Origin of the sequence: Xylophilus sp. ASV27 (assembly GCF_016428875.1) — a bacterium.
Lineage (GTDB): Bacteria > Pseudomonadota > Gammaproteobacteria > Burkholderiales > Burkholderiaceae_C > Xylophilus.
Genome location: NZ_JAELTO010000021.1, coordinates 1 through 20,035, shown reverse-complemented (window position 1 = coordinate 20,035; position 20,035 = coordinate 1). Strand labels below are relative to the sequence as shown.

Annotated in this window: 21 protein-coding genes; 10 read left to right on the top strand and 11 right to left on the bottom strand. The window is 69.1% G+C overall.

The genetic code is table 11. The features are described 5' to 3' along the window. Positions 1-14: 14 nt before the first annotated feature. The 4 genes from JHD63_RS06785 to JHD63_RS06770 are packed head-to-tail and all read right to left on the bottom strand — an operon-like array spanning position 15 to position 3,381. Entirely contained in the window at positions 15-1,028 is a 1,014-nt protein-coding gene (locus JHD63_RS06785; protein WP_198969985.1) for a TRAP transporter substrate-binding protein, read from the bottom strand. Between the two features lie 37 nt (positions 1,029-1,065). Next, the gene (locus tag JHD63_RS06780; protein ID WP_198969984.1) at positions 1,066-2,346 is read right to left on the bottom strand and encodes a TRAP transporter large permease; all 1,281 of its coding nucleotides are present in this window, start codon (positions 2,344-2,346) and stop codon (positions 1,066-1,068) included. A gap of 10 nt (positions 2,347-2,356) precedes the next feature. Beyond that, the gene (locus JHD63_RS06775; protein WP_198969983.1) at positions 2,357-2,863 is read right to left on the bottom strand and encodes a TRAP transporter small permease; all 507 of its coding nucleotides are present in this window, start codon (positions 2,861-2,863) and stop codon (positions 2,357-2,359) included. Continuing rightward, entirely contained in the window at positions 2,860-3,381 is a 522-nt protein-coding gene (locus tag JHD63_RS06770; protein WP_198970008.1) for a gluconokinase, read from the bottom strand. The genes JHD63_RS06775 and JHD63_RS06770 overlap by 4 nt, the downstream gene beginning before the upstream one ends. A gap of 220 nt (positions 3,382-3,601) precedes the next feature. Here JHD63_RS06770 and JHD63_RS06765 point away from each other — a divergent pair, with 220 nt between their 5' ends. Together JHD63_RS06765 and JHD63_RS06760 are read left to right on the top strand one after the other, a co-directional pair. After that, on the top strand, positions 3,602-4,627 hold the full coding sequence (locus JHD63_RS06765; protein WP_198969982.1) for a LacI family DNA-binding transcriptional regulator: 1,026 nt from the start codon (positions 3,602-3,604) through the stop codon (positions 4,625-4,627). Between the two features lie 230 nt (positions 4,628-4,857). Next, complete coding sequence (locus JHD63_RS06760) at positions 4,858-6,249, top strand: DUF4041 domain-containing protein (RefSeq protein ID WP_198969981.1); 1,392 nt, start codon at positions 4,858-4,860, stop codon at positions 6,247-6,249. Between the two features lie 350 nt (positions 6,250-6,599). Here JHD63_RS06760 and eda read toward each other — a convergent pair whose 3' ends face one another. The 3 genes from eda to JHD63_RS06745 all read right to left on the bottom strand — a co-directional run bounded on the left by eda (position 6,600) and on the right by JHD63_RS06745 (position 10,214). Beyond that, a complete protein-coding gene (gene eda, locus JHD63_RS06755) occupies positions 6,600-7,253 on the bottom strand; it encodes a bifunctional 4-hydroxy-2-oxoglutarate aldolase/2-dehydro-3-deoxy-phosphogluconate aldolase (protein WP_198969980.1) in 654 nt (217 codons plus the stop codon). Further along, on the bottom strand, positions 7,244-9,085 hold the full coding sequence (gene edd / locus JHD63_RS06750) for a phosphogluconate dehydratase (RefSeq protein WP_198969979.1): 1,842 nt from the start codon (positions 9,083-9,085) through the stop codon (positions 7,244-7,246). The genes eda and edd overlap by 10 nt, the downstream gene beginning before the upstream one ends. A gap of 148 nt (positions 9,086-9,233) precedes the next feature. Then, positions 9,234-10,214, bottom strand: coding sequence for a Bug family tripartite tricarboxylate transporter substrate binding protein (locus JHD63_RS06745; protein WP_198969978.1), 981 nt, complete (start codon positions 10,212-10,214; stop codon positions 9,234-9,236). Between the two features lie 182 nt (positions 10,215-10,396). On the opposite strand from JHD63_RS06745, the gene JHD63_RS06740 reads away from it, so the two are divergent. The 4 genes from JHD63_RS06740 to JHD63_RS06725 are packed head-to-tail and all read left to right on the top strand — an operon-like array spanning position 10,397 to position 14,494. After that, positions 10,397-11,266: an HpcH/HpaI aldolase/citrate lyase family protein gene (locus JHD63_RS06740; protein ID WP_198969977.1), complete on the top strand. Its 870-nt coding sequence runs from the start codon at positions 10,397-10,399 to the stop codon at positions 11,264-11,266. A gap of 39 nt (positions 11,267-11,305) precedes the next feature. After that, on the top strand, positions 11,306-12,514 hold the full coding sequence (locus tag JHD63_RS06735; RefSeq protein WP_198969976.1) for a CaiB/BaiF CoA transferase family protein: 1,209 nt from the start codon (positions 11,306-11,308) through the stop codon (positions 12,512-12,514). Beyond that, positions 12,501-13,634: an NAD(P)/FAD-dependent oxidoreductase gene (locus JHD63_RS06730; RefSeq protein WP_198969975.1), complete on the top strand. Its 1,134-nt coding sequence runs from the start codon at positions 12,501-12,503 to the stop codon at positions 13,632-13,634. Before JHD63_RS06735 ends, JHD63_RS06730 begins: the two co-directional genes overlap by 14 nt. Beyond that, a complete protein-coding gene (locus JHD63_RS06725; RefSeq protein ID WP_198969974.1) occupies positions 13,631-14,494 on the top strand; it encodes an amidohydrolase family protein in 864 nt (287 codons plus the stop codon). Before JHD63_RS06730 ends, JHD63_RS06725 begins: the two co-directional genes overlap by 4 nt. Here the strand turns inward: JHD63_RS06725 and JHD63_RS06720 are convergent. Continuing rightward, complete coding sequence (locus tag JHD63_RS06720) at positions 14,482-15,390, bottom strand: LysR family transcriptional regulator (protein ID WP_198969973.1); 909 nt, start codon at positions 15,388-15,390, stop codon at positions 14,482-14,484. The two genes, JHD63_RS06725 and JHD63_RS06720, sit on opposite strands and share 13 nt — an antisense overlap. A gap of 80 nt (positions 15,391-15,470) precedes the next feature. Between JHD63_RS06720 and JHD63_RS06715 the strand changes: the two genes are divergently transcribed. Further along, positions 15,471-16,457, top strand: a complete 987-nt coding sequence (locus tag JHD63_RS06715; RefSeq protein WP_198969972.1) for a tripartite tricarboxylate transporter substrate binding protein — start codon at positions 15,471-15,473, stop codon at positions 16,455-16,457. 106 nt (positions 16,458-16,563) lie between these two features. On the opposite strand, the gene JHD63_RS06710 is transcribed toward JHD63_RS06715, so the two are convergent. Next, complete coding sequence (locus tag JHD63_RS06710; RefSeq protein ID WP_198969971.1) at positions 16,564-17,067, bottom strand: OmpA family protein; 504 nt, start codon at positions 17,065-17,067, stop codon at positions 16,564-16,566. A gap of 101 nt (positions 17,068-17,168) precedes the next feature. On the opposite strand from JHD63_RS06710, the gene JHD63_RS06705 reads away from it, so the two are divergent. After that, positions 17,169-17,735: a gamma-glutamylcyclotransferase gene (locus JHD63_RS06705; protein ID WP_198969970.1), complete on the top strand. Its 567-nt coding sequence runs from the start codon at positions 17,169-17,171 to the stop codon at positions 17,733-17,735. 45 nt (positions 17,736-17,780) lie between these two features. Next, positions 17,781-18,317 carry a superoxide dismutase family protein gene (locus JHD63_RS06700; RefSeq protein ID WP_198969969.1) on the top strand — a complete coding sequence of 179 codons (537 nt, stop codon included), beginning with the start codon at positions 17,781-17,783 and terminating at the stop codon, positions 18,315-18,317. On the opposite strand, the gene JHD63_RS06695 is transcribed toward JHD63_RS06700, so the two are convergent. Continuing rightward, the gene (locus JHD63_RS06695; protein ID WP_198969968.1) at positions 18,304-18,876 is read right to left on the bottom strand and encodes a nucleotidyltransferase family protein; all 573 of its coding nucleotides are present in this window, start codon (positions 18,874-18,876) and stop codon (positions 18,304-18,306) included. The genes JHD63_RS06700 and JHD63_RS06695 overlap by 14 nt on opposite strands. A gap of 32 nt (positions 18,877-18,908) precedes the next feature. On the opposite strand from JHD63_RS06695, the gene pdxH reads away from it, so the two are divergent. After that, a complete protein-coding gene (gene pdxH / locus JHD63_RS06690) occupies positions 18,909-19,556 on the top strand; it encodes a pyridoxamine 5'-phosphate oxidase (protein WP_198969967.1) in 648 nt (215 codons plus the stop codon). A 13-nt stretch (positions 19,557-19,569) separates the two neighbouring features. On the opposite strand, the gene JHD63_RS06685 is transcribed toward pdxH, so the two are convergent. Further along, positions 19,570-20,035, bottom strand: a 466-nt coding sequence (locus JHD63_RS06685) for a TonB-dependent receptor domain-containing protein (RefSeq protein ID WP_198969966.1), incomplete at its 5' end; no start/stop codon positions are given.

The following is a 20,035-nucleotide window of genomic DNA, read 5'->3' as shown; positions in this document are numbered from 1 at the left end:
TTTCCTATGAATTCCTACTGGGCCGTGCCGCGCGCCTGCGCCACCGCGCCCTGTACCGCGTCCCAGGTGCTTTGCCCCACGCTCCTGGCGATGCCGGCGTTCACGGCCACCAGCTTGTCGCGCATGCGCCTGGCTTCGGCCGCGGGCAGCTCGTTGACCTGCATGCCCTTGTCCTTCAGTTCGGCCAGCGCCTTGGCGGCTTCCTCGCGCGTGTCCTTGCGCTCGAAGTCGCGGCTCTTCACGGCAGCGTCCTGCAGCACCTTCTTCTCGGCCGGGCTCAGGGTGTCCCACCACTTCTTGCTGACGGTGACGATCCACGGGCTGTAGACGTGGTTGGTCACGGTGAGGTACTTCTGCACCTCGTAGAACTTGCTGGAGACCACCGTGTTGAACGGGTTCTCCTGCCCATCGACCGCGCGCGTTTCCAGCGCCGTGAACAGCTCGGAGAACGGCAGCGGCACGGCGTTGGCGCCCAGGGCCTTGAAGCTGTCGAGGAACACGTTGTTCTGCATCACGCGCAGCTTGACGTCGCCCAGGTCTTCCAGCTTCTGCACCGGGCGCTTGCTGTTGGTGAGGTTGCGAAAACCGTTCTCCCAGTACACCAGGCCGACCATGCCCTTGGGTTCGAGCAGGCCCTTGATCTTCTCGCCCACCGGGCCGTCGAGCACGGCGTCGGCCTCCTTGGTGCTGCTGAACAGGAAGGGCGTGTCCCAGACTGCCATCTCGGGCACGATGCCGACCAGGGTGGCGGTGGAGCCCACCATCATCTCCTGCGCGCCGCCGATCAGCGCCTGCTGCATCTGCGTGTCGGAGCCGAGGGCGGCGTTGCCGATGGCGCGGATCTTCATCTTGCCGCCGGTGGCCTTCTCGACCTCCTGCGCGAAGTAGCGCACCGCGCGGCCCTGGTTGGACTGGTCCACCAGGCCGTAGCCGAAGCGCACCAGGCGCGGCTTGAAATCCTGCGCCTGGACGGCGCCGGCGGCGGCAAGGGCGGCCACGAGGCCGGCGAGGACGAACTTGATGCGCATGGGAGTCTCCTTGGATGAAGGGTGAGAGAGAACGGGTTCAGTGCATCCAGCGCAGCGGCGCCGTGATGAGCGAGGGGAACAGCACGAACAGCACCAGCAGCGCCACGTACATCAGCAGGAAGGGCGTGGTGCCCTTGATCACGGTCTCCATGCGCAGCCGGCCCACGCCGGCGACCACGTTCTGCACCGTGCCCACCGGCGGCGTGATCAGGCCGATGCAGCCCACGTAGATGAACATGAAGCCGAAGTACACCGGGTCGATGCCGGCCTTGATGGCCAGCGGCGCGCACACCGGGCCGAAGATCAGGATGGTGGGCGTGAGGTCCATGGCGGTGCCCACCACGAGCAGGAAGACCATCATCAGTGCCATGAACAGCATCGGGTTGCCCATCACGCCCGAGAAGCTGTCGGCCAGCATGTTGGGCAGGTCGGCCAGGGTGATCATGTAGGCGGTGACGGTGGCCGCGCCGCACAGGAACATCACCACCGCAGTCGTCTTGCCGGCGGCCAGGAACACCTGGTAGACGCCCTTCCAGTCCAGCTCGCGGTAGACGAACATCGACACGCAGAAGGCATAGACCGCGGCCACCACGGCCGCCTCCGTCGGCGTGAAGATGCCGCCCTTGAGGCCGCCCAGGATGATGACCGGCATCATCATGGCCCAGAAGCTGTGCAGCAGCGCGCGCAGGCGGTCGGGCCAGGCCACGCGCTCCATCGAGGCCAGCCGGTGCTTGCGCGCGATCCAGCCCCAGGCCAGGATCAGGAACAGGCCCATCATCAGCCCGGGGAACACGCCGGCCAGGAACAGCTTGCTGATGGACGTGTTGGTGGTCACGCCGTAGATCACGAAGGGCATGGACGGCGGAATGATCGGCGCGATGATGCCGCCCGAGGCCAGCAGGCCGGCGCTGTAGCTGCTCGGGTAGCCCTGCTGGCGCATCATGGGCAGCAGGATGGTGGCCAGCGCGGCGGTGTCGGCAATGGCCGAGCCGCTCATCGAGGCCAGCAGCACCGCCGCGCCGATGGCGACAAAGCCCAGGCCGCCGCGGATATGCCCGACGAAGGCCCGCGCCAGATCGATGATGCGGCGGCTCAGGCCGCCGGCATTCATCAGCTCGCCGGCCAGGATGAAGAAGGGCACCGCCAGCAGCGGGAAGTTGTCGAAGCCGGCCTGCAGGTTCTGCGCCAGCAACTGCGAGTCGAAGAAGTCCAGGTGCCACATCAGCGCGACACCGGTCAGCACCAGCGAATGCGCGATCGGCATGCCGATCACCATGCCGCCGATCAGCACGAACAGGAAAATGGCAGTCACGACCATGGGGCGCTCCTTATTCCACGCCCAGCTCGGCGCCGTGGTCGGCCGCCTGCCCGCGCAACAGGTCGCGCAGCACCACCACCAGCAGGCCGGCCGCCAGCACCAGCGTGGCCGCCGCGCCCAGGGCCAGCGGGTAGCCCAGCACCGTGCTGAAGCTGTTCATGCCGGCCTTCACCTGCTCCCACGAACCCACCAGCAGCAGCACCATGCAGCCGCCTACCAGCAACTGGCTGACCCCGTACAGCGCCTTGCGCGGCGTGCCCTGCAGGCGCGACGTCAGCATGTCGAAGCCCAGGTGCTTGCCCTCGAACGCGGCCACGATGGCGCCGATCGCCACCAGCCACACGAACAGCAGGCGCGAAATCTCCTCGTACGACACGATGCTGGTGGCGAATACGTAGCGCAGCACCACGTTGACGAAAACCGCCACCACCATGCCGGCGAGCGCCGCCACCATGGTGATTTCGGCGGCGCGCTTGAGCTTGCCGGGCGGGGGGGCGGGTGTCTCGGAATGGCTCATGCGGCATCTCCAGGCATGTCGGTGGGAACGGGAACTGGCGGCGCGGCGCCCAGCCAGGCCACGACCTGGGCCGCCAGCGCGGCGATGGGCGCGGTGGCGTCCAGCGTGAGCACGCCGGGCTCGCCCTCGGGCGACTCCAGCGTGGCGAACTGGTCGGCCACCAGCGTGGGAGAGAAGAAGTGCCCGGGCCGCGCGCCGACGCGGGCCTGCGCCGCCGCGTAGTCCAGCTTCAGAAACACGAAGCCCAGGCCGGGCCGCGCCTGGCGCAGGCGCTCGCGGTAGCGGCGGCGCAGGGCCGAGCAGGTCAGCACCAGGCCCTGCCCGGCCGGCGCCGATGCCAGCAGGCCGGCCAGCCGGTCGAGCCAGCCGCTGCGGTCGGCATCGGTCAGGGCAATGCCGGCGCGCATCTTGGCCACGCTCTCGGGCGAGTGGTAGCTGTCGCCCTCGTGCATGGCCCAGCCCAGGGCCTGGGCGCAGGCACTGCCCACGCTCGATTTGCCGCAGCCGGAGACGCCCATGACGACGATGGCCCGTCCGGTCGCATGCTGGCTAGCGCTATCCAATGAAGTCAAGGCAGAATTCAAGAAAGTTGCAGGGGTTGCAGGCCCCCGCGCCACCCCACCACTCAAGGTGCGCAGCACGAGGGCATCACATAAAAAGAATCCGCCTGCGGAAAACCCTGCAGCCGGATAGCGCTATCCTAAAAGACAATCGAAGGCAATCCATAAGGACTAACCCTTGACCGAAGCGCACCGCCGGCGCCGCAACAGCGGCCGCACCACCCTCGCAGACGTTGCCCGTGCTGCAGAGGTCAGCCCCATCACCGTCTCGCGCGCGCTGCGGCAGGAGCGCAGCGTGGACCCAGCCCTGGTCGAGCGCGTGCGCGCCGCCGCCGAGCGCCTGGGCTACGTGCCCGACCCCGCCGCGCGCGCCCTCGCCTCCCAGCGCAGCACCCAGGTGCTGGTGCTGGTGCCCCTGCTCTCCAACGCCCTGTTCGTCGACCTGCTGGAGGCCGTGCACCGCGTGCTGTTCCCCGCCGGCTACCAGCCGCTGATCGGCGTGACCCACTACGACACCGCGGAAGAAGAACTGCTGCTGCGCACCTACCTGCCGCACCGCCCGGCCGGCCTGCTGGTGACCGGCTTTGACCGCAGCGAAACCGCGCGCCAGCTCATCACCCGCAGCGGCGTGCCCTGCGTGCATTTGATGGAAACCAGCGACGCCCCCGGCGTGCACTGCGTCGGCTTCTCGCAGATCGACGCCGGCGCCGCCATCACCCAGCACCTGCTCGACCGCGGCCGCCGCCGCATCGCCTTCTGCGCCGCGCAACTGGACCCGCGCACCCTGCAGCGCGCCGAAGGCTACCGCCGCTGCCTGCGCGCCGCCGGCCTGTACGACCCACGGCTGGAACTGCTGAGCCCCGAGCGCTCATCCATCGCGCTGGGCGCGCGTCTGTTCGAAGAAGTGCTGCAGCGCCAGCCCGAGGTGGACGCCATCTTCTTCTGCAACGACGACATCGCCCAGGGCGGCCTGCTGGCCGCCAACCGCCTGGGCGTGCCCGTGCCGGGCCGCATCGCCGTGGCCGGCTTCAACGACCTGGCCGGCAGCGACCAGATGGTGCCGCCGCTGACCACCGTGCGCACCCCGCGTGGTGAGGTCGGGCAAGCGGGTGCGACGATGCTGCTGGAGCTGATGCGCGGCGGTGGGGCGGAGGGGCGCTGCGTGCGGCTGGACTATGCGCTGGTGGTGCGGGAGAGTACGTAGCGGGCGGTTGTCGTGGGGACGGCATGGCGTCGATGTCTTGGTGGGCGACAACACCAATGCGTTGGAGACGGCGCAGAGAGTCGGCCAGAAGAAGCTCTTCGTCTCAGCTCTACGAGTGGCGGCTCAAGACTGGGAGCCGCCGGTCGAGTCAAACCAAATGATCGGCAGCTATGGCTAAAACTTTCACCCCGGATACAGTCATCGTAACCGGAACAAAAAGTGGAGTACGGATGACACTCAGTGACTTCTGGAGCGGAACAAAGCACCGGGTCCGAGCCGAACGATTAGAGCAAGAGCTGAAGGCTTCGCAGTCGTCTGCCGACGAACTTCGAAAGCGCTGTGAGGTGCTGGAGGGCCAACTGCAGCAATGCGGCCTACTGAGTCTGGGTGAAATCAAAGGCTTAGTCAAAATGGAGGAAGACCGGCTTGCACAGACCAAGGCGCATGTGGCAGCGGCCCAGGCCGAAGTGGACGCCGCCTTTCGAAATTTGAAGGACATCCAGAAGGCAATCCTGGTTGCAGAGGACACGGTGGAGCTCGAATCGTTCGCGCTGTACTTGCCCAAGTATCAATTCACCAACAGCGCCGACTACAAAGGCCGTCTGGATGCAATCCGTGAGGAGCAGAAAGAGTCGGCCCGAAGATTGAGCAAGGAAGTCGAAAGTTGGGACCACGCGGGGGTCACGCTGACAAAGACGGAGTGGAAACAGTTGCGCAAGGATGTCTTAAAGCTCTCGCTGCGCGCATTCAACAGCGAGTGCGAGAACTGCATCGACAACGTCAAGTTCAACAACTTCGACCGCATGGAAGAACGCATCCGCCGGTCTTTCGACGCCTGCAACAAACTGCTCAGGCGGACAGAGTGCTGGTGGACGGAAGTGGTCCTTCAGCGCAAGTTGGCAGAGCTGCACCTGGCTCACGAATTCCAAGTGAAGCGCGCCGAGGAGAAAGAGATGGCGCGCCAGGCTCGCGAGGACCAGCGTGAGCAGGAAAAGCTGGAGCGCGAAATCCGCGAGGTGCGTGCCAAGATCGACAAGGAGCGTCGGCACTTTGCCAGTGCAATTCAGAAATTACAACTTCGGTTGGCAAGCGCGCAGAACGAGCAAGAGCGTGAAGACCTGCAGGCACGCCTCACCGAAGTGGTGCAGAAAAACCGGGCGCTTGATGAAGAAGAGCGACTCTTGGATTACCGCGAGCAGAACGCTCGAGCCGGCTACGTATACGTGATCTCGAACATCGGCGCGTTCGGCGAGGGGGTCTACAAGATTGGAATGACACGACGTCTGGAGCCCATGGATCGAGTCGACGAACTAGGCGATGCCTCTGTGCCATTTCGGTTCGACGTGCACGCACTGGTGTTCTCCGACAACGCACCGGCGCTCGAGGCAAAGCTGCACGCGCATTTTGCAGTAGGGCGCATGAACAAGGTCAACGGGCGCAAAGAGTTCTTCCGCGCCGACCTCAAAGAGATCGAAGCGGTGATCCGGGCGAACTACGACGCAGTGGTCGAAGTGGTGCATGCGGCGGCGGCAGAGCAGTACCGCGAGAGCCTTCGGATGGTCATGGCGGCGGAGTCCATCCAAGCGGCGGAACTGGCTGTGGCCGCAGACGCCCGGGGGTGATCTTTTGGTTGCCAGCGGAGTCGATGATTCTGGGCGCGATATCTTCGGAGATAAAGCGCCTTGCGCGTAGCGGGCTGGTGAACCTTCTGATCGCTGCGCTGACTGACCGCTCGTTGGCAGCGAGCGTGAATACGCCTGTCGGCATCGACAGACGGCTCACGCTGCAAATGCGCCGTTAGTTTTGACTTCTGACTAGGGTCGAAAAGAGCCCACCACCGTCTCTCGAACCCAAGGGCAGCCCTACGACCTGCGTGCACCCTATCCACAGCGCTCCACACCAACTCGCTACTCAATTAATAGCTAAAAGCCCATGATCCACCTGGGCTTCAAGCATTTTCCCTCTATAAATATCAGCCCCGCCCTGGCCGCATCAACTGCGACGCCTCCCGCGCCAACTGCGTAATACGCCCCCAATCCCCGCTGGCAATCGCATCAACCGGCGTCAACCAAGACCCCCCCACGCAAGCCACATTCGGCAGCGCCAAGAACTCCGCCGCATTGCCCGCATGGATCCCGCCCGTGGGGCAGAAGGTGACGTCGCCAAACGGCCCGTTCCAGGCCTTGAGCATGGGCGCGCCGCCGGCCTGGAGCGCGGGGAAGAACTTCAGTTCGGTCAGGCCGTCTTCCTGCGCCACCATGATTTCGCTGCCGGTGGCCACGCCGGCCAGTAGCGGCAGGCCCAGGTCGCGGCAGGCCTGGCCTACGGCGCGGGTGTAGCCGGGGCTGACGGCAAAGCGGGCGCCGGCCTTGGCCACGGCTTGCGCGTCGGCGGCGGTGCGCACGGTGCCGGCGCCGGCGACGGCTTCGGGCACCTCGCGGGCGATGGCTTCCATGCAAGCCAGGCCCTGCGGGGTGCGCAGGGTCACTTCGAGCATGCGGATGCCGCCGGCCACCAGCGCACGCGCCAGCGGCACGGCATGGGCCACGTCGTGCAGCACGATCACCGGGATGACCGGGGCGTCGCGCATCACGTCGAGTGCGCTCAGTGTCTTGTTCACAGCCATGTGCAGGCTCCTTCTTCCGCCGTCAGGGCGTTGCGGCGCATGCCGGCAAAGAGCTCGCGCCCCATGCCCGCGCCATTGTTGTCTTGTAGTTCCGCCGGCATTTGTGCCAGCGGGCGTGCGTTCCATTCGGCCTCGGCCACCAGCACCTGCAGCGTGCCGGCGTTGGCGTCCAGCCGCACCCGGTCGCCATCCTGCACCTTGGCCAGCGGGCCGCCGGCCAGCGCCTCGGGCGAGACGTGGATGGCGGCCGGCACGTTGCCAGAGGCTCCGCTCATGCGCCCGTCGGTCACCAGCGCCACGCGGTAGCCCTTGCCCTGCAGCACCGCCAGCGGCGGCGTGAGCTTGTGCAGCTCGGGCATGCCGTTGGCCTTGGGGCCTTGCCAGCGCACCACGCAGACCACGCCGTTGTCGCCCTGCTGGCACAGGCGCTCCAGGCTGCCATCGTGGAAGGCCTTCTGCAGGCCGTCCTGCGAGTCGAACACCGCGGCCGGCGCCTCGATCACATGGCGATCGTCCGGCACGGCCGAGACCTTGATCACGCTGCGCCCCAGGTTGCCCGACAGCAGCTTGAGCCCGCCGATGGGGCTGAACGGCGCCGTGGCCGGGCGCAGCACGCTGTCGTCCTTTGACGCGCCGGCATCGTGCCAGCGCAGCGCGCCGCACTCCTCCAGCGCGGGGATGCGGGTGTACTCGCGGATGCCGCCTTCGCGCACGGTGAGCACGTCTTCGTGCATCAGTCCGGCGTCGAGCAGCTCGCGGATCACGTAGCCCGGGCCGCCCGCAGCCTGGAACTGGTTCACGTCGGCGCTGCCATTGGGGTAGACGCGCGACAGCAGCGGCACCACTTCAGACAGCGCGGCAAAGTCGTTCCAGTCGATGGTGATGCCGGCCGCGCGCGCCACGGCCACCCAATGGATCAGGTGGTTGGTGGAGCCGCCCGTGGCCAGCAGTGCAACCATGGCGTTGACGATGCAGCGCTCGTCCACCAACTGGCCGATGGGCGCAAAGCGCTTGCCGCGGATGATGCCCAGCGCGGTGCGCGTGGCCTCGCGCGTGAGCGCCTCGCGCGCGGCGTTGCCGGGGTTGACGAAGGCGGTGCCCGGCACGTGCAGGCCCATGGCCTCCAGCAGCATCTGGTTGCTGTTGGCGGTGCCGTAAAAGGTGCAGGTGCCCTGGTCGTGGTAGGCCTTCTGCTCGGCCGCCAGCAGCTCGGGCCGGCCGACCAGGCCCTGGGCGGCCTGCTCGCGCACCTTGGATTTCTCCTTGTTGGACAGGCCGCTGGTCATCGGCCCTGCCGGCACGAACACGGTGGGCAGGTGGCCGAAGTGCAGCGCGCCGATCAGCAGGCCGGGCACGATCTTGTCGCACACGCCCAGCATCAGCGCGCCGTCGAACACGTCGTGCGACAACGAAACGGCGGTGGACATGGCGATGGTGTCGCGGCTGAACAGGCTCAGCTCCATGCCGGGCATGCCCTGCGTCACGCCGTCGCACATGGCCGGCACGCCGCCGGCCACCTGGGCCGTGGCGCCGCCGCGGCGCGCCTCGTCCTTGACGATGTCGGGGTAGTGCTGGAACGGCGCATGGGCCGACAGCATGTCGTTGTAGGCCGTGACCACGCCCAGGTTGGGCGCGCGCTCGGCCACCACGCGCAGTTTGTCGTTGGCGGGCATGCCGGCAAAGGCGTGGGCGACGTTGGCGCAGCCCATGCGCTCGGCGCCGGGCGTGCGGCCGGCCATGCGCTCGACCAGGGCCAGGTAGGCGCTGCGCCGCTCGTGGCTGCGCTCGCGGATGCGGTCGGTGACGCCGCGTACGGTGGGGTGAAGTGTCATGCGGGGCTCCGGGGACGGCGAATGGCGGCAGACTGGCCCGGTGGGGCATGCCCACCCGCGGCTGCGCCGTGTATTCGGACGATCCTACCCCCGCCGCCCGGCCCGCGAGCATGCGCAGGTACGAACCGGTTACGAAAAGACTCCGGGCTCAATCCGCCTTGATGTCGGCCTTCTTCGCCACATCCTTCCAGCGCGATACCTCGGCGGCGATGAAGCCGGCGAACTCGGCCGGGTTCATGACGGCCGGCTCCGCGCCCTCCTTCAGGAAGAAGCTGCGCATGTCTTCGGACTGGATCTGGCGGTTGATCTCGGCATTGAGCTTGTCGACGATGGGCTGCGGCGTGTTCGCCGGCGCAAGCACGCCCCACCACAGGTCCACCGCGCTGCCTCGGTAGCCGGCCTCTTCCAGCGAAGGCAGATCGGGCGCGACCGGCGAGCGGCCGGCCGTGGTGACCGCAAGCGCCCGCACCCGGCCGGCCCGCACCTGCGGCATGATGGACGGCGCGCTGGCCACCAGCATCTGGATCTGGCCGCCCAGCAGGTCATTGGTGGCCGGGCCCATGCCCTTGTACGGTACGTGCAGGAAGTGGGAACCCGAGGCGTCCGCGAACAGCTCGGTGGCGAACTGGTTGATGCTGCCGGCGCCAGAGCTGCCGTAGTTCAGCTTGCCGGGCGAGGCCTTGGCGGCGGCGACCAGTTCCTGGATCGTCTTGTACGGCGTGTCCTTGTTGACCGTGACCAGCAGCGGGCCCTTGGCCAGCAGCGCGACCGGCTTGAAGTCCTTCACCGCGTCATAGGACAGGTTAGGCCGGATGGCCGCGCCGGTGGTAAAGGTGGACGACACCACCGCCAGCGTGTAGCCGTCGGCCGGTGCGCGCGCGACCGTGCTGTTGGCGATCACCCCGCCGCCCGCGGGCTTGTTGTCCACCACGAAGGGCTGGCCCAGCGCATCCTGCAAGCGCTTGCCGATGGCGCGGGCGAACACGTCATTCGAGCCGCCGGCGGCACTGCCCACCACCAGCGTGACCGGGCGTGTGGGGTAGGCAGTGGGCTGCGCGAAGGTGGCGCCGTGCGATGCGAACAGAACACCGGCCATGAGCACGGCACGGCGAAACGGGATATGGGGCATTCTTGTCTCCTTAATAGCAATAGCGGCGCGATCCTACCGAGGAAAACGCGCTCCAAGCACGATGTTTCGGAACTCAAAAGACCAGTTTTTCTGGTGCTTCTGCCGTGTGGCTTGGTCCACACTGGCGGCTACCCTGGCAGCCGCCTGAGGCGCGTACGTTCCTGAGTCCCGCTCAACCGCCCATGAGAAGCAAACTGTTCGTCCCCGGATCCCGGCCGGAACTCTTCGGCAAGGCCTTGCAGGGCGACGCCGATGCCCTGTCCTTCGACCTGGAAGATTCGGTAGTGGAAGCCCGCAAGGCCGAGGCGCGGAACGCCGTCGGCCGCTTCATCGCCAGCGCGGGCGCGGGCGGCCACGGCAAGACGCTGATCGTGCGCGTCAACGCGCTGCACACGCCGCACTTCACAGCCGATCTGGCCGCCGTCGTGCGCCCAGGCCTGCACCTGCTGAACCTGCCCAAGCCCGAGACGCCGGAGCAGGTGATCGAGGCCGCCGAAGCGCTGCTGCGCGCCGAGCGCGACCACGGCGTCGTGCAACCGGTCGGACTGCTGCTCAACATCGAGACCCCGCGCGCGCTGCGCAATGCCGCAGCCCTGGCCGGCGCTCACCCGCGCGTGGCGGGCCTGCAGCTAGGCCTGGGCGACCTGTTCGAGCCCATGGGCGTGGACCGCCGCGACGCCGCCGCGGTGCAGCAGGTGATGTTCGCGGTGCGCATGGCCGCGGGCGAAGCCGGCGTGTTCGCCTACGACGGCGCGTTTGCCGACATCCGCGATGCCGATGGCTACGGCGCCGAAGCCGCCATGGCGCGCCGGCTGGGTTTTCTGGGCAAGAGCTGCATCCACCCCAGCCAGATCGCGCTGGCCAACGCCGCCTTCCGGCCGAGCGATGCCGAGATCGCCCACGCGCTCCAGGTGCTGGAGGCCGCTGGCGCGGCCGATGCCGGCGGCGTAGGCGCCTGGGTGGTCGACGGCCGGATGATCGACGCCCCCTTCCTCGCGCGGGCCCGCGCCATCGCCGCCAGCGCACGGCGGCTGGGCCTGATTGGCGCCTGAACCGTTCCCCTGTTTCCCCTGCCTTCCCTGACTGCCGCCATGACCGTTGATGCTTCTTCCTCCCCTCCCGTGCGCACCGGCCCGCGCGGACCCCTGACCGGCGTGCGCGTGCTCGACCTCAGCGCCTATATCGCCGGCCCCTATGGCTGCACGCTGCTGGCCGACCAGGGCGCGGAGGTCATCAAGATCGAGCCGCCCGCCGGCGACAACCTGCGCAAGTACCCGTCCACGCTGGAGGCCGAAAGCCGCGCCTTCCTCGGCGTCAACCGCAGCAAACTGGGCGCCGTGCTCGACCTGAAGCAGCCTGAAGACCTGGCCGTGCTGCGCGGGCTGGTGCGCAGCGCCGATGTGCTGGTGCACAACTTCCGCCCCAGCGTGCCGGCGCGCCTGGGCATCGACTACGACAGCCTCAGCGCCATCAACCCGCGCCTGATCTACTGCGCAGTCACCGGCTATGGCGAGCAGGGCCCGCTGCGCGAGAAGGCCGGTTACGACCAGGTGCTGCAGGCCATGACCGGCATGTGCGCCCTGCAGGCGCCCGCCGGCGCGGCGCCGCAGATCGTCTACGGCTCGGTGGTCGATTACTACGCCGCCTCCATGGTGGCCGCCGGCGTGGCCTCGGCCCTGTATGAGCGCGAGAAGAGCGGCCGTGGCCAGCATGTGGGCGTGTCGCTGCTGCGCTCGGCGCTGGCGATGCAGTCGGCGCGCCTGGTGTGGGCCCGGGGCGAGCCGCGCGAGGTCGGCCGCGACATGCGCTCCGGCGGCGTCACCGGCATCCACCCCACCCGGGAAGGCTGGATCTACTTATCGGCCAACACGCCGCATTTCTGGCGCGCGCTGTGCGAGAAGACCGGCCTGAACGAGCTGCTCGCCACCGACCGCTACGACAGCGTGCGCAAGCGCGCGCGGCTCCAGGAGGAAATCCTGCCCAAGCTGCACGCGGCGCTGGCCGGGCGCAGCGCGCTGGACTGGGAGCGCCTGTTTGGCGACGAGGTGCCCTGCGCCGCGGCCCGCGCGGTGGAGGACATGTTCGATTTCCCGCAGGTGCAGGTCGAGGACATGATCGCCCGCTTCGAGCACCCTTCGCTCGGCAGCTACCGCGGCTTCACCCGTGCCATCGCCTTCCGGCGCACGCCCGGCCCCGACCCGTTCGCCGCCCCGGCGCTGGGCCAGCACGACGCGATCGTGCGCGCCGCAGCGCGGGCCAGCCACCACGACGGCACAGGAGCACGCCATGGACAGGATTGATTGCGCCGTCATCGGCGCCGGCGTGGTCGGCCTGGCCATCGCGCGCGCGCTGGCCGCCGCCGGCCGGGAAGTCCTCATCCTCGAAGCGGAGAACGCCATCGGCACCCAGACCAGCGCGCGCAACTCCGAGGTGATCCATGCCGGCATCTCGTACGCGCCCGGCTCGCTCAAGGGCCGGCTGTGCGTGGCCGGCAAGGCCGCGATGTACGCCTACTGCGAGGAGCGCGGCATCGGCCACCGGCGCATCGGCAAGCTGGTGGTCGCCACACAGGAGTCCGATCTGCCGGACCTGGAAAAGTACCTGGCGCTGGCCGCCGCCCAGGGCGTGACCGACCTGCAACGGCTCAGCGCCGCCGAGGCCCGCGCCATGGAGCCCGCGGTGGCCTGCGTGGGCGCGCTGTTCTCGCCCTCCACCGGCATCGTCGACAGCCATGGGCTGATGCTGGCCTACCTGGGCGACGCAGAACGCCACGGCGCGGTGCTGGCGCCGCGAAGCCCGGTCACCCACGGCGAGGCCACGGCGGATGGCATCGTGCTGCGCGCGGGCCGCGGCGACGGCGCCACCGAGCTGCTGTGCACCACCGTCGTCAACGCCGCGGGCCTGGGCGCGCAGCGGGTGGCGCGCGCCATCGCCGGCATGCCGGCGGCGCAGGTGCCGCCGCTGTACTACGCGGTGGGACACTACTTCACGCTGGCGCGCAGCTCGCCCTTCAAGCACCTGGTCTATCCCACCAACCGCGAGGGCGACCTGCGCGCCCACGTCACGGTGGACCTGGGTGGGCAGTGCAAGTTCGGGCCCGATCTGTCTTGGCGCGAGAGCATGGACTACCAGTTCGACGCCAGCCGCGAAGCCGCCTTCTACCAGGCGGTGCGCCGCTACTACCCCGGCCTGCGCGAGGGCGACCTGCAGCCCGGCTACACCGGCATCCGCCCGCGCCTGCAAGGGCCGGGCTCGTCGCTGCAGGACGGCGCCAACGATTTCGTGATCCAGGGCACGGCCCAGCACGGCATTGCCGGGCTGGTGAACCTGTTCGGCATCGAATCGCCCGGGCTTACGTCTTCTCTGGCGCTGGGCAACTACGTGGCGGCGCTGGTCGCACGGCAGGGCGCTGCCGCATGAACGGCACCGCCGTCCCCCACTCCCGGGGCACGGCCGCTCCGAAGCTGACGATGCCGGCCAACGCCTGCGACGCGCACATCCACATCCATGACCGGCGCTTTCCCAGCCTGGGCGACCCGCAGCGCGCGCTGGCCCAGGCCACCGCTGCCGACTACCGACGGCTGCAGGCACGGCTGGGCACCCAGCGCACGGTGGTGGTCACGCCCACGGTGTACGGCACCGACAACCGGGTCACGCTCGACGCCATCGTCCAACTGGGCGCAGACCGCACCCGCGGCATAGCGGTGCTGCACCCCGACGTGGATGACGCCACGCTGCAGGCGCTGGATGCCGCTGGCGTGCGCGGCATCCGCTTCACCTTGTTCAACCCGGCCACGGCAGTTACCCGCTTCGACATGGTCGAGCCGCTGGCGCGCCGCATCGCGCCGTTGGGCTGGCATGTGCAACTGCACTGGCGCGGCGACCAGATCGTCGAGCATGCCGCCCTGCTTCAGCGCCTGCCCTGCACCACGGTCCTGGACCACATGGCCCGCCTGCCGCACCCGCAGGGCGTGGCACACCCGGCGTTCGACGTGGTCGCACGTCTGCTGGACAGCGGTCGCGCCTGGGTCAAGATGTCCGGCCCTTATCTGGACGCAGCGCCTGCGGGTGAGGCTGACAGCCGCGCAGCCGTGGCGGCCGCGCTGCTGCAGCGCGCGCCCGAGCGGCTGGTGTGGGGCAGCGACTGGCCGCACCCGACCGAGCAGCAACACACACCCGATGACGCAGCGCTGCTGGACCGCTGGGCCTCCTGGGTACCGGATGCCGTGGCACGCCAACGCGTGCTGGTCGACAACCCGGCCCGGCTCTACGGCTTTTGAGCGCCAGCCATCGCTTCTTCGCCATAGCGCCGCCGCACCGCACCATGGAACGCCTCCAGCACCGCCTGCATCAGCCGGCTCTCGGCATCGGCCGGCCGGCACACCAGCGCGATCTGGCGCACCGGTGCGCCACGGCCCAGCGGCACCTGCAGCATCGGGTAGGCCTGCAGCAGTTCCTGGCGCAGCGCCGGCACCACCGACACGCCGAGCCCGGCCGACACCATGGCGGCGATGGCCTCGGTGCCGGGCAGGTCGAAGGCCTCGCGCAGGCGCGGCGCGATCCGCTGCACGTACTGCGCGGCCATCCGCCCGCCGGTGGTGACCGGGTCCATCCGGATCCAGTCGTAGCGGCGCAGCAGTTCGGCCGGCGCGGCCAGGCGCGCCGTGGGCGGCGCGATCATCACGAAGGTTTCGCGCAGAAGGGGGAACCAGCTCAGCCGGCTCGACCCGCCCGACTGCGGCCGCACCAGCACGGCGGCGTCGATGCGGCCGGCTTTCACGTCGTCCATCAGCGCGCTCGACAGGCCCTTGGAGATGGCGTATTCCAGCGTCGGCGCGCGCTCGCGCAACTTTTGCACGGCTGCCGGCAGCAGCGCCACCTGCGCCGACTCCACCGTGCCGAGCCGGATGCGCCCGGTGATCGCCACGCCCTGGCGGCTGCGCAGCGCCTCCAGCGTATCGACCGTCTGCGCCAGCGTGCCGGCGATCTCGAGCGCGAACGGCGTCGGCCGCACCTGCCGGGCCGAGCGATCGAACAGCGGCTGGCCAAAGTAGATTTCCAGGTGCTGCATCTGCTGGCTCACCGCGCTCGCGGTCAGGTTGACGTCCTTGGCGGCGGCCGCGAACGAGCCGTGCTGCAGCACGGCTAGCAGGGTCTGGAGAAATTGGAGTTTCACAGGCGCGCTTCCGGCGCTATTGTCCCTGCAACCCCTGCACGTGCTCCGCGCGCTTTTCACTGCCTATAAGAGAGACATCCATGAGACTGCATCCACTGCGCGGCACCCGCCGCCTTTTTTTGGCGGCCGCCGGCGCCGCCCTGCTGCCGCTGGCCACGCCGGCGCAGCCAGCCGCCTTCCCCACCAAGCCGATCCGCGTCCTCGTGCCCTATGCCGCTGGCGGTGGCGCCGATGCCAATGCGCGCCTGCTGGCCCAGCCTCTGTCGGCGCTGCTCGGCCAGCCGGTCATCGTGGAAAACCGCCCCGGCGCCAGCGGCGTGCTGGCCGCGCAAGCGGTGTTGCAGTCGCCCGCCGACGGCTACACGCTGCTGTTCGACACCTTCCCGTATGCGGTCAACGCGGTGCTGCGCAAGCTGCCCTTCGACCCGGTCAGGGATCTGGCGCCGGTGTCCCAGGCCATCAACATGCCCAACATCCTGGTCGTGCCCGCCAATGCGCCCTACAAGACCTTCAAGGATCTGGTGGCCTACGCCCGCGCCCATCCGGGGGAACTCAACTACGCCTCCTATGGCGCCGGCGGCTCGGCCCACCTGGCCGCGGAAATGCTCAAGCGCGACGCCGGCATCGATTGGGTGCACGTGCCCTACAAGGGCGGCGCGCCGGCCATCACCGATCTGTTGGCCGGCCAGGTATCGGCGTACTTCGCCAACCCGGTCTCCGGCCTGCCCTATGTACAGTCGGGACGGCTGCGCGCACTGGCCACCACGGGCGCGCACCGCATGGAGGCGCTGCCGGATGTCCCCACGGTGCAGGAGAGCGGCTACAAGGACTTCGAGGTGGTCGAGTGGAACGGCTTCTTCGCGCCTGCCGGCACCCCGCAGCCGGTGATCGCCCGCCTGGCCGCCGCCGTGCGCGACGCCACGCGCCAGCCCGAGGTGCAGCGGCGCATGCTGTCCATGGGCATCGAACCGGTCGGCAACACGCCGCAGGAATTCAAGACCTTCCTCGACGGACAGATTTCGCGCTGGAGCGCGCTGGTCAAGACCAATGGCATTACGGTGGATTGACGATGCTACAAAATATATAGCTAGAAGCCCAGGATTTACCTGGGCTACAGGCATATTTCATCAAGAATCCGACGCTTGCGGCGGCAAGGCGCGAGGCCAAGTCGTATCAGTCCACCAGCATCACGTCCACCCGATTCGCCGCGTCAGCCTTGCCGAACGGGGTGGTGGGCGTGGTGCTTACGCGGCCGCGCAGTTCGATCTTGTCCTCGGGCAGCCCCAGCCCCCGCAGGACCTCGCGCACGTTGACCACGCGCAACGCATCCACCGAGCTGGTGTCCAGCGGCCCGATGGAGGCGCCCGCATAGCCGAGCACCAGCGCCCTGCGGCCGACCGTGACGCCCTTGACGACGTTGGCCAGCGCCTGCTCGGCCCCGGGCGCCAGCGCACTGCTGCCCGGCGCGAAGTAGAACTTGACGATGCCATCCTCGATCGCCACGCGCGCAGCGTCCGACGACACGGATGCAGGCGCGGCCGGCGCCCGCCGCACCGGCTTGTGGCGCGCATGGAACACACCGGCCGCGACAACGCTCGCGACCACCAGCAGCACCACGAGCGCCACCAGCCCCAAAGCCAGGCGCTGCGGGCCGTCTTCGTCGTGCGAGAAGCTCATGGGAGTGACACCTGGATGAAAATTGGGGTTTTGCCTCTAAATTGTAGATGTCGTCCCCATCGTCGCTGCCGGCGCCCCTTTGCGGGCGCGATCCCGCGGCCATGCTGCAGCACACCCTGGCGCGCTGGGGCGGCCGTGACGATCTCTGGGTCTTCGGTTATGGCTCGCTCATCTGGCGCCCCGACATTCCCTATGCGGAGCGGCGCGCGGCGCGGGTGCACGGCTGGCACCGGGCGCTGAAGATGTGGAGCCGCGTCAACCGCGGCACGCCGGAGTTCCCGGGCCTGGTGTTCGGGCTGCTCAGCGGCGGCAGTTGCCGCGGCATGGTGTTCCGCGTCGAAGGAGCGCGCGGCCGCGACACCCTCGCCGCCCTCTGGGAGCGCGAGATGGTGACCGGTGTGTACGACCCGCGCTGGCTGCGCTGCGCCACGCCGCAGGGGCCGGTCAGCGCGCTGGCCTTCACGCTGTCGCGCACCAGTCCGAGCCACACTGGCATGCTCAGCGATGAGGACTACCGCCGCATCTTCGCCGCCGCCAGCGGCCGCTTCGGCAGCACGCGCGACTATGCCCACAGCACCTACGAGGCGCTGCGGCGGCTGGGCATCGAGGACCGGGCGCTCGCGCGGCTGCTGCGTCTGTCACAAGCGGATGCACCACCGCGCAAGTAGAACCGTAGAGTCGTCGGCCAAATGTTCTCTTGCCGAGGCTCTTCCATGCACCATTCCCCGACTGCCCTGCCCGTCCTTGCCGCGGGCCTCGCGGCCCTGCTGCTGGCGGGCTGCGCCAGCAATACCCCCGCACCGCCCCGCGCCGTGGCCGAACTGCAGCCCACGCGCGGCAGTACCGTCTCCGGCATGGTCGAATTCGTGCAGCAGGGCGACGTGATGCACGTCAGCGGCACGATCCGCGGCCTGCCGCCCAATTCCGAGCACGGCTTCCATATCCACGAAAAGGGCGACTGCTCCAGTGGCGACGGCATGAGCGCCGGCGGCCACTTCAACCCCATGGCGGCCATGCACGGCCGCTTCGGCCAGCCCGGCGTCCACGCGGGCGACCTGCCCAGCCTGCATGCCGACGCCAACGGCGTGGCCACCTTCAGCGCGGACGACCGCATTGCCGCGGTCGGCAGCGGGCCGGCCGACGTCATCGGGCGCGGCCTGATCGTGCACCGCGATCCGGACGACTACGTGAGCCAGCCCGCCGGCAATTCCGGCCCGCGCCTGGCCTGCGCCGTCATCACCCGCCGCTGAGCAGGCGCTCGGCCGCGGCCAGATCGGCCAGGGTGTCGACGTCGGCGACGGCCCCGGGGTCGTCAAGGATGATGTCGTCCACCATGTGCAAGGCGCGCAAGCCGTGCAGCACGCTGCGGGCGCCCTCGTCACCGCGCAGCACCATCAGTTGCGGCCCGGCAGATGCCGCGAACCCGACCGGATGCGCGGGTCTGCCGGCGACCCAGGGCACCACGGCGGCCAGGGTGCCCCGCTCCAGCCGTTCGGCCACGTGGAGCAGGCTCAGCGGGCGGATCAGCGGCAGGTCGGCGGGCAGTATCAGCCAGCCCTGTGGGTTGGGCGTGGCCCGCACCGCTGCTGCGATGGCGTCGCCCATGCCGGGGTGCGCCGCCTGCTCCAGGTGCCAGGGCAAGCCGCTTTCGCGCACCGCCGCCAGCGTGCGCTCCAGCACCGCCGTGCCGCCGAGCAGCGCCTGCAGTTTGTGCACCGTACCGCCCGATGCACGAAAGCGCTCGCCCCGGCCAGAGGCCAGTACCAGCACCGTGGGCCGGAACGCAAGGAGGGGGGAGGTCTGCTGCATGGGAAGGAGGCGTGCGCCGGCACAATACTGCCATGAGCCAGATTTCCACCGAGATTGCCGACCTGCGCAAGAACTACGGGCGCGCCGCCCTCGACGAGCAGGCCTCGCATGCCGACCCCTTGCAGCAGTTCGACCAGTGGCTGCAGGAGGCGCTGGGCGCCGCTTTGCCCGAACCCAATGCCATGACGCTGGCCACCGTGGGCAGCGACCTGCGGCCCAGCACCCGCATCGTGCTGATCAAGGGCTATGACGCGCGCGGCATCGTCTGGTACACCAATTACGAAAGCCGCAAGGGCCGGCAACTCGCGGGCAACCCCTTTGCCGCGCTGCAGTTCCACTGGGTGGAGCTAGAGCGCGTGGTGCGCATCGAGGGCCGCGTGGAGCCCACCAGCGCGGAGGAAAGCGACGCCTACTTCGCCAGCCGGCCGCTGGATTCGCGCATCGGCGCCTGGGCCAGCCCGCAGAGCCAGGTCATCAGCGGCCGCGGCCTGCTGGTGGCCAACGCCGCCAAGTACGGCGCCCAGTTCCTGCTCCAGCCGCCGCGCCCGCCGCACTGGGGCGGCTACCGGCTGGTGCCCGATACCTGGGAATTCTGGCAGGGCCGCCCGAGCCGCCTGCACGACCGGCTGCGCTACCGGCGCGAGGGCGAGGGCTGGCTGCGGGAACGGCTGGCGCCCTGATCCCCGGACCGCGTCAGAAGTCCGCGCGCAAGCCCACCTTCAGGCTGCGGCCCGGCAGCGGCGCCCTGGGGTAGGCGGTAGTCGTCAGGATCGAGGTCGCGCTGTAGGCCAACTGGTTGCCGATGTTGTCCAGCCGCGCGTACCAGAGCAGGCTGCTGCGCCTGCCGCCCACGCTGACGTCCGTGCGGTAGCCGAGCGAGGCATTCCACAAGGTGTAGGCCGAGGTCGCACGCGAGCCGTCGGCCGGCACGCGGTTCTGCGCCGCGAGGTGGTCGAAGCCGACACCCGCGCGCCAGGCGCCCTGGGCCCAGGCCAGGCTGGCGCCGACCCGCGCCGGCGCGATGCGCGGCAAGGGCTGGCCGGTATCGGAATTGGTGGCGCGCACCAGATCGCCACGCAAGCGCAGGTCCAGCGTCGAGCCTGCCGCCGCGCCCTGGGCGGGCGCTGCCGCGACACCGCCCGCGCCGAGCAGGCGCACC

Excerpts from the sequence above, each read along its gene's own strand:
- JHD63_RS06785 (WP_198969985.1), bottom strand. The coding sequence starts at position 1,028 with ATGCGCATCAAGTTCGTCCTCGCCGGCCTCGTGGCCGCCCTTGCCGCC.
- JHD63_RS06780 (WP_198969984.1), bottom strand. The coding sequence starts at position 2,346 with ATGGTCGTGACTGCCATTTTCCTGTTCGTGCTGATCGGCGGCATGGTG.
- JHD63_RS06775 (WP_198969983.1), bottom strand. The coding sequence starts at position 2,863 with ATGAGCCATTCCGAGACACCCGCCCCCCCGCCCGGCAAGCTCAAGCGC.
- JHD63_RS06770 (WP_198970008.1), bottom strand. The coding sequence starts at position 3,381 with ATGGGCGTCTCCGGCTGCGGCAAATCGAGCGTGGGCAGTGCCTGCGCC.
- JHD63_RS06760 (WP_198969981.1), top strand. The coding sequence starts at position 4,858 with ATGACACTCAGTGACTTCTGGAGCGGAACAAAGCACCGGGTCCGAGCC.
- eda (WP_198969980.1), bottom strand. The coding sequence starts at position 7,253 with ATGGCTGTGAACAAGACACTGAGCGCACTCGACGTGATGCGCGACGCC.
- edd (WP_198969979.1), bottom strand. The coding sequence starts at position 9,085 with ATGACACTTCACCCCACCGTACGCGGCGTCACCGACCGCATCCGCGAG.
- JHD63_RS06745 (WP_198969978.1), bottom strand. The coding sequence starts at position 10,214 with ATGCCCCATATCCCGTTTCGCCGTGCCGTGCTCATGGCCGGTGTTCTG.
- JHD63_RS06740 (WP_198969977.1), top strand. The coding sequence starts at position 10,397 with ATGAGAAGCAAACTGTTCGTCCCCGGATCCCGGCCGGAACTCTTCGGC.
- JHD63_RS06735 (WP_198969976.1), top strand. The coding sequence starts at position 11,306 with ATGACCGTTGATGCTTCTTCCTCCCCTCCCGTGCGCACCGGCCCGCGC.
- JHD63_RS06730 (WP_198969975.1), top strand. The coding sequence starts at position 12,501 with ATGGACAGGATTGATTGCGCCGTCATCGGCGCCGGCGTGGTCGGCCTG.
- JHD63_RS06725 (WP_198969974.1), top strand. The coding sequence starts at position 13,631 with ATGAACGGCACCGCCGTCCCCCACTCCCGGGGCACGGCCGCTCCGAAG.
- JHD63_RS06715 (WP_198969972.1), top strand. The coding sequence starts at position 15,471 with ATGAGACTGCATCCACTGCGCGGCACCCGCCGCCTTTTTTTGGCGGCC.
- JHD63_RS06710 (WP_198969971.1), bottom strand. The coding sequence starts at position 17,067 with ATGAGCTTCTCGCACGACGAAGACGGCCCGCAGCGCCTGGCTTTGGGG.
- JHD63_RS06705 (WP_198969970.1), top strand. The coding sequence starts at position 17,169 with ATGCTGCAGCACACCCTGGCGCGCTGGGGCGGCCGTGACGATCTCTGG.
- JHD63_RS06700 (WP_198969969.1), top strand. The coding sequence starts at position 17,781 with ATGCACCATTCCCCGACTGCCCTGCCCGTCCTTGCCGCGGGCCTCGCG.
- JHD63_RS06695 (WP_198969968.1), bottom strand. The coding sequence starts at position 18,876 with ATGCAGCAGACCTCCCCCCTCCTTGCGTTCCGGCCCACGGTGCTGGTA.
- pdxH (WP_198969967.1), top strand. The coding sequence starts at position 18,909 with ATGAGCCAGATTTCCACCGAGATTGCCGACCTGCGCAAGAACTACGGG.